11 protein-coding genes are annotated in these 12,418 nt (G+C 64.3%); 3 read left to right on the forward strand and 8 right to left on the reverse strand.

Going from position 1 to position 12,418, the window contains the following annotated elements; all coding sequences use genetic code 11:
• Nucleotides 1-9 precede the first annotated feature (9 nt).
• Nucleotides 10-2,223 (reverse strand): heavy metal translocating P-type ATPase, encoded by a 2,214-nt coding sequence (locus AC2T3R_RS24845; RefSeq protein ID WP_486744393.1) that lies wholly within the window; start codon nucleotides 2,221-2,223, stop codon nucleotides 10-12.
• 84 nt (nucleotides 2,224-2,307) lie between these two features.
• Between AC2T3R_RS24845 and cadR the strand changes: the two genes are divergently transcribed.
• Nucleotides 2,308-2,751, forward strand: coding sequence for a cadmium resistance transcriptional regulator CadR (gene cadR, locus AC2T3R_RS24850; protein WP_015272183.1), 444 nt, complete (start codon nucleotides 2,308-2,310; stop codon nucleotides 2,749-2,751).
• Between the two features lie 130 nt (nucleotides 2,752-2,881).
• Here the strand turns inward: cadR and AC2T3R_RS24855 are convergent, their stop codons facing one another.
• The 3 genes from AC2T3R_RS24855 to AC2T3R_RS24865 are packed head-to-tail and all read right to left on the reverse strand — an operon-like array spanning nucleotide 2,882 to nucleotide 5,510.
• The gene (locus AC2T3R_RS24855) at nucleotides 2,882-3,853 is read right to left on the reverse strand and encodes a thymidylate synthase (protein ID WP_486744394.1); all 972 of its coding nucleotides are present in this window, start codon (nucleotides 3,851-3,853) and stop codon (nucleotides 2,882-2,884) included.
• Nucleotides 3,854-3,904: 51 nt separating this feature from the next.
• Nucleotides 3,905-4,711, reverse strand: coding sequence for a prolipoprotein diacylglyceryl transferase (gene lgt / locus AC2T3R_RS24860; protein ID WP_013974665.1), 807 nt, complete (start codon nucleotides 4,709-4,711; stop codon nucleotides 3,905-3,907).
• 16 nt (nucleotides 4,712-4,727) lie between these two features.
• Entirely contained in the window at nucleotides 4,728-5,510 is a 783-nt protein-coding gene (locus tag AC2T3R_RS24865; protein WP_024087873.1) for a sulfite exporter TauE/SafE family protein, read from the reverse strand.
• Between the two features lie 128 nt (nucleotides 5,511-5,638).
• Here AC2T3R_RS24865 and AC2T3R_RS24870 point away from each other — a divergent pair, with 128 nt between their 5' ends.
• The gene (locus AC2T3R_RS24870; protein ID WP_486744395.1) at nucleotides 5,639-6,385 is read left to right on the forward strand and encodes an NRDE family protein; all 747 of its coding nucleotides are present in this window, start codon (nucleotides 5,639-5,641) and stop codon (nucleotides 6,383-6,385) included.
• A gap of 150 nt (nucleotides 6,386-6,535) precedes the next feature.
• Here AC2T3R_RS24870 and ptsP read toward each other — a convergent pair whose 3' ends face one another.
• Nucleotides 6,536-8,815: a phosphoenolpyruvate--protein phosphotransferase gene (ptsP, locus tag AC2T3R_RS24875; RefSeq protein WP_023660917.1), complete on the reverse strand. Its 2,280-nt coding sequence runs from the start codon at nucleotides 8,813-8,815 to the stop codon at nucleotides 6,536-6,538.
• 22 nt (nucleotides 8,816-8,837) lie between these two features.
• On the reverse strand, nucleotides 8,838-9,317 hold the full coding sequence (locus tag AC2T3R_RS24880) for an RNA pyrophosphohydrolase (protein WP_003249017.1): 480 nt from the start codon (nucleotides 9,315-9,317) through the stop codon (nucleotides 8,838-8,840).
• A gap of 140 nt (nucleotides 9,318-9,457) precedes the next feature.
• On the opposite strand from AC2T3R_RS24880, the gene AC2T3R_RS24885 reads away from it, so the two are divergent.
• Nucleotides 9,458-10,114, forward strand: coding sequence for a histidinol-phosphatase (locus AC2T3R_RS24885; RefSeq protein WP_003258535.1), 657 nt, complete (start codon nucleotides 9,458-9,460; stop codon nucleotides 10,112-10,114).
• A 129-nt stretch (nucleotides 10,115-10,243) separates the two neighbouring features.
• Here the strand turns inward: AC2T3R_RS24885 and AC2T3R_RS24890 are convergent, their stop codons facing one another.
• Nucleotides 10,244-10,669, reverse strand: a complete 426-nt coding sequence (locus tag AC2T3R_RS24890; RefSeq protein WP_015272187.1) for a DUF2269 domain-containing protein — start codon at nucleotides 10,667-10,669, stop codon at nucleotides 10,244-10,246.
• A gap of 148 nt (nucleotides 10,670-10,817) precedes the next feature.
• On the reverse strand, nucleotides 10,818-12,332 hold the full coding sequence (gene ilvA / locus AC2T3R_RS24895) for a threonine ammonia-lyase, biosynthetic (protein WP_410951938.1): 1,515 nt from the start codon (nucleotides 12,330-12,332) through the stop codon (nucleotides 10,818-10,820).
• Nucleotides 12,333-12,418 lie beyond the last annotated feature (86 nt).

Here is a 12,418-nt window from a genome sequence, read left to right on the forward strand (position 1 = left end):
GCACGTCCTCTATTTGCGCAACAGGCGCAAGCCGTTGAACACCACCAGCAGGCTCACGCCCATGTCGGCAAACACCGCCATCCACATGGTGGCCATGCCGGCAAAGGTGATCGCCAGGAATATCGCCTTGATGCCCAACGCCAGAACGATGTTCTGCATGAGGATCGCCGCACTTTGGCGCGACAGCCTGACGAAGGCCGGGATTTTCCGCAAGTCGTCGTCCATCAGCGCCACATCGGCGGTCTCGATGGCGGTGTCGGTACCGGCCGCCGCCATGGCAAAACCGATCTCGGCGCGGGCCAGCGCCGGGGCGTCGTTGATGCCGTCACCGACCATGCCCACCCGATGGCCCCGGGCGTACAGGGTTTCGATGCTCTTGAGCTTGTCGGCAGGCAGCAGGTTGCCTTCGGCACGGTCGATACCCACCACGGTGGCGATGGCCTGGGCGGTATGCGGATTGTCACCGGTCAGCATGACAGTCTTGATGCCCAGTTCATGCAGCTCGGCGATGGCCTGGCGACTGCTTTCCTTGACCGTGTCGGCCACCGCGAACAGCGCCAACGGGCCGGAGCGGTCGAGTAGCAGCACCACGGTCTTGCCCTGGCGCTCCAGCGCATCCAGCTGGGCTTCGAGCTCGGGCGAGCACAGCCCCAGCTCCTCGACCAGACGGTGGTTACCCAAGTGGTAAACCTCACCCGCGATGGTACCGCGCACGCCGCGCCCGGCCAGGGCGGCGAAGTCATCGACCTCGCTCAAAGCCAGGCCTTGCTCCTTGCCGAACTGGGCAATGGCGCGGGAAACCGGGTGGTCCGAACGCTCGCCCAGGCTGGCGGCCAGGGCTTGCGCGCGGCCTTCGAACAGCGGCTCCAGTACCTTGGCATCGGTCTGCACCGGCTTGCCGTGGGTGATGGTGCCGGTCTTGTCCAGGGCCAGGAAGTCCAGCTGGCGCCCGCCTTCCAGGTACACGCCACCCTTGATCAGGATGCCCTTGCGCGCGGCAGCGGCCAGGCCGCTGACGATGGTCACCGGGGTCGAGATCACCAGGGCACACGGGCAGGCCACCACCAGTAGCACCAGGGCGCGATAGACCCAGTCGAACCAGGCACCGGCCATGAACAGCGGCGGTATCACCGCAACGGCCAGGGCAATGGCAAACACCACTGGGGTGTAGATGCGCGAGAAGCGGTCGACGAAACGCTGGGTAGGCGCCCGCGCGCCTTGCGCTTCCTCGACGGCCTTGATGATCCGCGCCAGGGTCGATTGCCCGGCAGCAGCGGTAACGCGGAACTCCAGCGCCCCCGCCTGGTTGATCGTGCCGGCGAACAATTTGTCGCCCACGGTCTTTTCAACAGGCAGGCTTTCGCCGGTGATCGGCGCCTGATCGACGGTGGATTGCCCGCTGGTCGCTTCACCGTCCAGGCCAATGCGTTCGCCGGGGCGTACCCGCACCAAGGCCCCGATGGCCACCTCCCGCACCTCCACTTCCCGCCACTGGCCATCGGCCTGGCGCACGGTAGCCATGTCCGGGGTGAGCTGCATCAGCCCACCAATGGCGTTGCGCGCGCGGTCCAGCGAGCGGGCTTCGATCAGCTCGGCGACGGTGAACAACACCATCACCATGGCCGCTTCCGGCCACTGGCCGATCAGCACCGCGCCAGTCACGGCAATGCTCATCAGCGCATTGATGTTGAGGTTGCGGTTTTTCAGGGCGATCCAGCCCTTCCTGTAGGTACCCAGGCCACAGCCGAGGATCGCTGCCAGCGCCAGCGCCGCCACCACCCACTCCGGGGCCAGCGCGGCAAAGTGCACGATTTCGGCGGCGATCGCGGCAATACCGGACAGCGCCAGCGGCCACCAGCGGGTCTTGGCCACTTGTGGTGCGCTGGCGGTGCCATCGTCTTCGGCGCCAAGCAGCTCGGCCTTCATGCCCAGGCTGTCGATGGCCTGCTCGATTTCAGCAGTGCCACCCAGGGTGTGGCGCACGCCAAGCACACGGTTGATCAGGTTGAATTCCAGCTGCTCGATACCGGCCAGCTTGCCCAGCTTGTCCTGGATCAGGGTCTGCTCGGTAGGGCAGTCCATGGCCTCGATGCGGAAACGGCTGAACTGGGCGTGGCTGCTGGCCTTTTCGCTCAGCTGGACCAAGGCTGGCGCAGCAGCGCTGCCACAGCAGCTGTGGGCGTGGTGATCGTGCTTGTGTTCGTGGCTGACAGGCTGGTTCATGGGGTCATCCTTAATTTGAGCCTGTTGCCAAGTGAACACCCTGTAGCCACTATAGGGTCAAGCCACTTGCTGGAGAATTTCGTGATGAAGATCGGAGAACTGGCCAAAGCCACCGACTGCGCCGTGGAAACCATCCGCTACTACGAGCGTGAACAGCTGCTGCCGGAGCCGGCGCGCAGCGACGGCAACTACCGGCTATACACCCAGGCCCATGTCGAGCGGCTGACGTTCATCCGCAACTGCCGCACCCTGGACATGACCCTGGATGAAATCCGCAGCCTGCTACGCCTGCGCGACAGCCCCGATGATTCGTGCGGCAGCGTCAATGCGCTGATCGACGAGCATATCGAGCATGTGCAGGCAAGGATCGATGGTCTGGTGGCGCTGCAGGAACAGCTGGTGGAGCTGCGGCGGCGCTGCAATGCGCAAGGGGCGGAGTGTGCGATCTTGCAGCAACTGGAGACGAACGGGGCGGTATCGGTGCCGGAAACCGAGCATTCGCATGTGGGGCGAAGTCACGGGCATTGAAAGATCCAAGGGCCTAATCGCTGGCAAGCCGGCTCCCACAGGTTTTGCACAGCCCCCACTGGCAGCGCCGTCCTGTGGGAGCTGGCTTGCCGGCGAAAGGGCTGCAGAGCAGCCCCGGCAATCTAAAAGATCACACCGCCATCGGCGCCGTCATCGGCGCATGGTGCTCATACCCTTCCAGCCAGAAATCGCTCGGCTCGATCTTCTCCAGCCACTCCGGCTCGTACTTCCCCGTGTCGGCAAACGCTGGCACGCGCTCGCTGATCACCAGCTTCGGCGCCTCCAGCGGCTCACGCTTGAGCTGCTCGTTGAGCATGTCCAGGTGGTTCTCATACACATGGGCATCGCCGATGAAGTAGGTGAACCAGCGCGGGGTGTAGCCGGTCAGGCGGCCGAACAGCGACAGCAGCGCCGCGCCTTCGGTGAGGTTGAACGGCGTGCCCAGGCCCAGGTCGTTGGAGCGGATGTAGAGGGTCAGGGAAATCTCCCTGGTCTCCACATTCGGGTGGAACTGGTACAGCAGGTGGCACGGCGGCAGGGCCATCTCGTCGAGCTGCGCACAGTTCCAGCCGTGGAACAGGATACGGCGGCTGCCCGGGTCGTTGGCGATGGTGTCCAGGCACTGGCGCACCTGGTCGATGGCTTTGTACAGGATGACGAACGCGACGCCGTCCTCCTCGTCCTGGGCGATGCGGCGGAAGCCCGCCTTCTCGGCCATCTCGATGGCCGCCGGGTTGCTCAGCGGGATGCGCTTGTAGCCCGGCCACTGACGCCATTGCACGCCGTAGATCTCGCCCAGGTCGTCATGGCCCTGGCGGAACGGGTTGGCCAGCCACTGGGCGTTCTCGTTGGCGTTCTGGTCCCAGACCTTGCAGCCCAGTTCGCGGAATTCACCGGCGTTCTTCACGCCACGCAGGAAACCGACCATTTCGCCGATCGCCGACTTGAACGCCAGTTTGCGCGTGGTAATGGCCGGAAAGCCCTTCTGCAAGTCGAAACGCAGCATGGCGCCCGGCAGGCTGATGGTGCGGATGCCGGTGCGGTTGCCCTGCAGCGTGCCGTTGTCGATGACGTCGCGGACCAGGTCCAGATACTGTTTCATGGCTTACCTGTAGCAAAAACGGCAGGGGGATCGCCCCTGCCGTGGGATTAATCAGGCGGGTTTCGCCGTAGGCTTGCGATTATAAGCCCACCAGATCAGGCCAAGGCCAGCCAGGATCATCGGCACGCACAGAATCTGACCCATGGTCAGCCAGCCCCAGGCCAGGTAGCCAAGCTGGGCATCCGGTACGCGGACGAATTCGACGATGAAGCGGAAGATGCCGTAGAACAGCGCGAACATGCCGGATACCGCCATGGTCGGCCGCGGCTTGCGCGAGAACGCCCAGAGGATCAGGAACAGCGCCACACCTTCGAGTGCGAACTGGTACAGCTGCGATGGGTGACGCGGCAGCTGCGCCGGGTCGCTGAACGGCGGGAAGACCATCGCCCATGGCACGTCGGTGGCCTTGCCCCACAGCTCGGCGTTGATGAAGTTGCCGATGCGCCCGGCCCCCAGGCCGATCGGCACCAGCGGCGCGACGAAGTCCATCAGCTCGAAGAACGACTTGTTGTTGCGCTTGCCGAACCACAAGGCCGCCAGCATCACGCCGATGAAACCGCCGTGGAACGACATGCCACCCTTCCACACCTCGAAGATCAGCGTCGGATTGGCCAGGTAGGCGTGCAGGTCGTAGAACAGCACGTAGCCCAGGCGACCACCGACGATCACACCCATCGACAGCCAGAACACCAGGTCGGAGAGCTTTTCGCGCGTCCAGGTGGGGTCGAAGCGGTTCAGCCGGCGCGAGGCGAGCAGCCAGGCACCGCCGATGCCGACCAGGTACATCAGGCCGTACCAATGGATTTTCAGCGGCCCGATGGCCACGGCCACGGGGTCTATCTGCGGGTAAGGCAGCATGGAACTTCCTCTCGATTCAAATCAAAAAGCTGAGGCCGACACAGAACAGCAGGGCTGCGAACAGGCGTTTCAACAAACGTGGCGACAGCTTGTGCGCCAGGCGCGCGCCGAAGCGGGCGAAAAACATGCTGGTCACGGCAATGCCGAGCAGCGCCGGCAGGTACACGTAACCCAGGCTGTGGGCCGGCAGGTGCTCTTCGTGCCAACCCAGCAGCATGAAACTCAGGGCACTGGCCAAGGCAATGGGCAGGCCACAGGCCGAAGACGTGGCCACTGCCTGCTGCATGGGCAGGCTGCGCCAGGTCAGGAACGGCACGGTCAGCGAACCGCCGCCAATGCCGAAAATGGCCGAAGCCCAGCCGATCACCCCACCTGCACCGATCAGCGCGGGCTTGCCGGGGATGCCACGACTGGCCTTGGGTTTGAGGTCCAGGGCCATCTGCGCGGCGATGACCAGGGCGAACACACCGATGATCTTTTGCAGCAACGGCCCCTGTATCAGCGAGGCGGTCTTGGCGCCGACACCGGCCCCAAGGAGGATGCCGAGGGTCATCCAGGCGAAGATCGGCCATTGCACCGCGCCCTTGCGATGGTGCTCGAGCACGGCGTTGATCGAGGTGAAGACGATGGTTGCCAGCGACGTACCGACAGCCAGGTGGGTCAGCACCGAGGCATCGAAACCCTGCAAGGTGAAGCTGAACACCAGCACCGGCACGATGATGATACCGCCGCCCACGCCGAACAACCCGGCCAGTACACCGGCGCAAGCGCCCAACAGTAGATAGAGCACGAATTCCATTCGTCTTCCCCAAGAAATCAATCCGGCATGGTAACGGAAGCCGGGCTCACGGCTCTAGTGAACTGTGTGTCAGGTTGGAAGTGCCCCGTCGGAGTGGGTACAGTGGAAAAAAACCGGAGGCCCTACCGATGTGCCTGATCGTATTCGCCTGGCGACCGGGGCACGCCCTGCCGCTGATCGTGGCGGCCAACCGCGATGAATTCTATGCCCGCCCCACCCAGGCCCTGGCGGCCTGGGAGGATGCTCCCGGGGTATATGCCGGGCGGGACCTGGAGGCAGGCGGCACCTGGCTGGGCGTCGGTCCGCAGGGGCGGGTCGCGGCGCTGACCAATATTCGCGACCCGGCGCAGGCTTTGGGGCCGCGCTCGCGGGGCGAGCTGGTGGCGGCGTATCTGCAGGGGGAGTTGGGGGTCGAGGCCTATCTGGACCAGGTGGCCAGCCGCAGCAGGCAATATTCAGGGTTCAACCTGCTGGTGGGCGATGGACGGCAGCTGGGCTATTTGCATGCCCGAGACGCGGCGCCGCGCTTACTGGAGGCTGGGGTTTTCGGGCTTTCCAATGCCGGGCTGGATACGCCTTGGCCTAAGCTGGTGAAGGCGCGCAGTGGGCTGGAAGGGTTACTGGAAACGCCAGAGCCACAGCGCTTGCTGGCGTTGCTGGCCGATGCCCAACCGGCGCCGGAGGGCGAGTTGCCGGAGACGGGCGTGGGGTTGGCGACCGAGAAGTTGCTGTCGAGCGTGTTCATTGCCAGCCAGAACTACGGGACGCGGGCGAGCACGGTGCTAATTGTGGATGATCAGGGGAAAAGGCGGCTTATTGAGCGCAGTTTCGGGCCATTTGGCGGGCACTTGGGGGAAGTTGAGCTTTCGGTCTGAGCACTGTGCTGGCCTTTGTGGGAGCGGGCGAGCCCGCGAACACCGGCGAAGCCGGTGCCATACAGCGAGTCGCCTGCTTCGCGGGCACGCCCGCTCCCACAAGCCCGCTCCCACAAACCCGAGAAGAGGCCGGAACAGGCCACCTCACACTCAGAGGGTTTTATTGGCCCCAGGCCCGATCATCCGCGCCAACCCAAGGTTTTTCAGGGCCAGTTGCAGCGAGCTGTGGATAACCTGCGGGTTGTCATGGCTCAGGGCCTCGGTGAGCAATTCCTTGGCCTTGCCCAGGTTGATCTGGCGCAGCATCCACTTCACCTTCGGCAGGTTGGTGGCGTTCATCGACAGGCTGTCGAAGCCCATGGCCATCAACAGGATCGCCGCTGCCGGGTCACCGGCCATCTCACCACAGATACTCACCGGCTTGCCTTCGCCATGGGCGTCGCGCACCACCGTGTTCAGCGCCTGCAACACCGCCGGGTGCAGGTAGTCGTAAAGGTCGGCGACCCGCGGGTTGTTGCGGTCCACCGCCAGCAGGTACTGGGTCAGGTCGTTGGAACCAACCGACAGGAAGTCCACCTGCCGCGCCAGCTCCTTGGTCTGGTACACCGCCGCAGGAATTTCCACCATCACGCCAACCGGTGGCATCGGCACATCGGTGCCTTCGTCACGCACCTCGCCCCAGGCGCGGTGGATCAGGTGCAGCGCCTCTTCCAGCTCATGGATGCCGGAAATCATTGGCAGCAGGATACGCAGGTTGTTCAGCCCCTCGCTGGCCTTGAGCATGGCGCGGGTCTGCACCAGGAAGATTTCCGGGTGGTCGAGGGTGACGCGAATGCCGCGCCAGCCGAGGAACGGGTTTTCTTCCTTGATCGGGAAGTACGACAGCGACTTGTCGCCACCGATGTCGAGGGTACGCATGGTCACCGGCAGCGGGTGGAAGGCCGCCAGCTGCTCGCGGTAGATGGCCAGCTGCTCTTTCTCGCTGGGGAAGCGCTGGTTGATCATGAACGGCACTTCGGTGCGGTACAGCCCCACCCCTTCGGCGCCACGCTGCTGGGCACGGGCCACGTCGGCGAGCAGGCCGGTGTTGACCCACAGCGGCATGCGGTGGCCGTCCGGGGTAACGCACGGCAGTTCGCGCAGGGCATCCAGGCCCTGGGCCAGCTGGCGCTCCTCCTCGACCACATCGCTGTACTGCTTGCGCAGCACTTCGCTGGGGTTGGTGAACACCTCACCCTTGTAGCCGTCGACGATCATCTCGATGCCGTCGACCTTGGAATAAGGCAAATCGACCAGGCCCATCACCGTGGGGATGCCCATGGCGCGAGCCAGGATGGCGACGTGGGAGTTGCCCGAGCCCAGTACCGAGACCAGGCCGACCAGCTTGCCTTCCGGCACTTCGCCGAGCATCGCCGGGGTCAGCTCTTCACTGACCAGGATGGTGTTGTCGGCATACACCAGCGACTGCGCGCGGGCTTCCTGCAGGTAGGCCAGCAGGCGCCGGCCCAGGTCCTTGACGTCGGAGGCGCGCTCGCGCAAGTAGTCATCGTCCATCAGCTCGAAGCGGTTGACGTGCTCGCCCACCACCTGGCGCAGTGCGCCCTGGGCCCACTGGCCGGTCTTGATGACTTCGGTCACCTCACCGCCCAAGGCCGCATCTTCGAGCATCATCAGGTACACATCGAACAGTGCACGCTCCTCCGGGCGCAGCTGGGTGGCCAGCTTGGCCGACAGCTTGCGCATATCGTCGCGCACACCTTCGAGGGCGTTCTGGAACAGCTTCAGTTCGGCGTCGATGTCATCGACGGTCTTGTCCGGCACCACTTCCAGATCGGCTGGCGGCAGCATCACCACTGCGCGCCCCACAGCGGCGCCAGGCGAGCCCGGTACGCCGACGAAGCGCGCTTCCTGGATGCCCTTGCCCTGGCGGCCGAGGCCACGGATCGAGCCAGTAGCCTCGGCGTGGGCGATAACCCCTGCGAGCTGGGCGCTCATGGTGACCAGGAAGGCTTCTTCGCCCTCGTCGAACTGGCGGCGCTCCTTTTGCTGGATGACCAATACCCCGACCACGCGGCGGTGGTGGATGATCGGCGCACCGAGGAAGGAGGCGAATTTTTCCTCGCCGGTTTCGGCAAAGTAGCGGTAACGCGGGTGGTCGGCAGCGTTTTCCAGGTTCAGCGGCTCTTCCCGGGTACCGACCAGGCCGACCAGGCCTTCGTTGGGGGCCATGCTGACCTTGCCGATGGAACGCTTGTTCAGGCCTTCGGTGGCCATCAGCACGAAGCGGTTGGTTTCCGGGTCGAGCAGGTAGACCGAGCAGACCTGGCTGCCCATGGCCTCCTTGACACGCAAGACAATGATCCCCAACGCCGACTTGAGATCTTTGGCGGAGTTTACTTCCTGGACGATCTTGCGCAGCGTATTGAGCATGGCTCGGGGTCGAACTCCGTCGTCAGTCGCGCGTCAGCAGACGCGGTGCTAGCTCTTTCAGGGCGCGTCGGTAGACCTCGCGCTTGAATGTCACAACCTGGCCCAGCGGGTACCAATAGCTGACCCAGCGCCAGCCGTCGAATTCCGGCTTGCCGGTCAGGTCCATCCGCACCCGTTGTTCGTTGCTGACCAGGCGCAGCAGGAACCATTTCTGCTTCTGGCCAATGCACAGCGGCTGGCTATGCGTACGCACCAGTCGCTGGGGTAAACGATAACGCAACCAGCCACGGGTGCAGGCAAGAATTTCCACATCATCGCGTTCAAGGCCAACTTCTTCGTTCAGCTCGCGGTACAGGGCATCTTCCGGCGTCTCGTCAGGGTTGATGCCACCCTGGGGAAACTGCCAGGCATCCTGGTTGATCCGTCGAGCCCATAGCACCTGCCCGGCATCATTCGTGAGAATGATCCCGACATTGGGGCGAAAACCATCCGGGTCGATCACGGCAGCAACCTCGCAAACGCATGTCACCGCATTGTTCCACAAGCTTGCGAGCGCAGCAACGCGCCCGCCAAGCTTATGTGCAGCAGCGTGAAAACTCCGTATTCTGCGGGCCTACCCTGTGGCTTATGCGAGTGACCGCGATGCGCCTGGCTTTATTCGACCTGGACAATACCCTCCTCGGTGGCGACAGCGACCATGCCTGGGGTGACTACCTTTGCCAGCGCGGCATCCTCGACCCGGTTACCTACAAGCAACGCAACGATGGCTTCTATCAGGAATACCTGAACGGCACCCTGGACCTGCAGGCCTACCTGGCCTTTTCCATGGAAATCCTTGCGGCAACACCGGTAGCCCAGCTCGACGAATGGCACCGCGACTTCATGCGCGCCTGCATCGAGCCGATCATCCTGCCCAAGGCGCTGACCTTGCTGCAGCAGCACCGCGAGGCCGGCGACCAGCTGGTGATCATCACCGCCACCAACCGCTTCGTCACCGCACCGATTGCCCGGCGCCTGGGGGTTCGCGTGTTGCTGGCGACCGAATGCGAAACGCGTGATGGCCGCTATACCGGACGTAGTACCGATATACCGTGTTTCCGTGAAGGCAAGGTGACGCGGCTGGAGCGCTGGATGCTGGAAAACGGCTTCGACCTTGAGGACAGCTATTTCTATAGCGACTCGATGAACGATTTGCCGCTGTTGCAGCGGGTGGCGCATGCGGTGGCGGTGGACCCCGACCCGAAGCTGCGGGCGGAGGCCGAGATGCGTGGGTGGCCTGTGGTTTCGCTGCGGGATTGAGGTTTTCCTGTGCCGGCCTCTTCGCGGGTAAACCCGCTCCCACAGGTACTGCACAGCCCTCAAGCCTTGCTCAGATCCTGTAGGAGCGGGTTTACCCGCGAAGAGGCCGGCACATACAGCACAAGCCTGTCAGACCGGCTTGGCCCCCATCAGCCCGGCGATGGACAGGAAACAAACCCCACTGAACACCGCCAGTGCCAGGGTAAAGCGCAACCCCACCACCTCGGCCTTGCGCAGCCGGTTCAACCGCACCAGCAGCCACCACACGGCAAACGCGCCCAGCGTATAGATGACGCTGGACGCCAGCACCCAGGTCTGCCCCAGCGGCCAGCCCACCAGGTGCACCAGCCACCAGCCGGTGAACGGCATGCTCACCAGGCACAGGCCCATCACCAGCCAGACGAACACCAGCGGCCGACGCAGCAGCTTGGCGTAGGCCTCGGCATCGCCCTGGCGGCGGGCGCGCACGGTCCAGAGCGCCAGGCCCAGAGCACCCAGCAGCAGGAGCGCGGTGGCGATGATGTGCAGGGTCTTGAGGGTGGTCAGGTGTTCCATGTCTCGGTTGTCCTTAAGCAGGCCATTTTGTGCAGGCTTCTTCGCGGGCTTGCCCGCTCCCACAGGGATATCACAGGCCCTGAAGCCTGCGCAGTACCTGTGGGAGCGGGCAAGCCCGCGAAAGGGCCATCAGCCCCAGCTTAGCCGCTCAGCCCAGGAACAGCTTGTAAGCCGGGTTGTCGGTTTCGTCCCAGTACGGGTAGCCGATCTTCGCCAGCGCCGCCGGCACCATGTGGCGCTCGTCCTCCGGCACCTGCAACCCCGCCACCACGCGCCCGTCAGCGGCACCATGGTTGCGGTAATGGAACATCGAGATGTTCCAGCGCCCGCCCAGCTTGTTGAGGAAGTTGAACAGCGCTCCCGGCCGCTCGGGGAACTCGAAGCGCAGCACCATCTCGTCACTGGCACCGGCCGAATGGCCACCGACCATGTGGCGAATATGCAGCTTGGCCAGCTCGTTGTCGGTCAGGTCGGTAACCGGGAAGCCCTGCTCGGTCAGTTGCTGTACCAGTGCCGCACGCGGGTCGTTTTCCGGGTGGGTCTGCACGCCGACGAAGATATGCGCCTCGTCGGAGGTGTGCTTGCGGTAGTTGAATTCGGTGATCTGGCGCTTGCCGATAGCCTCGCAGAAGGCCTTGAAGCTGCCCGGGCGCTCAGGGATGGTCACGGCGATGATCGCTTCGCGCTTTTCACCCAGCTCGGCACGCTCGGCCACATGGCGCAGGCGGTCGAAGTTGACGTTGGCACCGGAGTCGATGGCCACCAGGGTCTGCCCGGCCACGCCGTACAGCTCGACGTACTTCTTGATGCCCGCCACGCCAAGGGCACCGGCAGGTTCGGTGATCGAGCGGGTATCATCGTAGATATCCTTGATAGCCGCGCAGATCTCGTCGGTACTGACGGTGACCACTTCATCCACATGATGGCGGCAGATATCGAAGGTGTGCTGGCCGATCTGCGCCACCGCCACGCCGTCGGCGAACAGCCCGACCTGCGGCAGCACCACGCGCTCGCCGGCCGCCATGGCCGCCTGCAGGCAGTTGGAGTCGTCCGGCTCGACGCCAATCACCTTGATTTCCGGGCGCAGGTACTTCACGTAGGCAGCAATGCCGGCGATCAGGCCGCCGCCACCCACCGGCACGAAGATCGCGTCCAGCTGGCCTGGGTGCTGGCGCAGGATCTCCATGGCCACGGTGCCCTGCCCAGCGATGGTGTGCGGGTCGTCGTAGGGATGCACGTAGACGAAGCCCTTTTCATCGACCAGTTTCAGCGAATAGGCCAGCGCCTCGGGGAACGAGTCGCCATGCAGCACCACCTTGCCGCCCCGCGAACGCACGCCTTCGACCTTGATTTCCGGGGTGGTCTTGGGCATCACGATAGTGGCCTTGATGCCCATCTCGCGCGCAGCCAGGGCCAGGCCCTGGGCGTGGTTGCCGGCCGAGGCGGTGACCACGCCACGGGCCAGTTCTTCCGGGGTCAGTTGGGCCAGCTTGTTGTAGGCCCCGCGGATCTTGAACGAGAACACCGGCTGCAGGTCTTCGCGCTTGAGCAGAATCTGGTTGCCCAAGCGCTTGCTCAGCTGCCCGGCGCTCTGCAGCGGGGTTTCGACCGCAACGTCGTAGACGCGCGAGGTGAGGATCTTCTTGACGTACTGTTCGAGCATCGGGAATGCATCACTGGGCCGCGGGACAAGGGCTGGGAGTCTACCCCAGCGCTACGTCGGGCGACCACAGCAAAGCCGCCCGAGCC

The organism is Pseudomonas sp. PVC-5-1 (genome assembly GCF_057444345.1).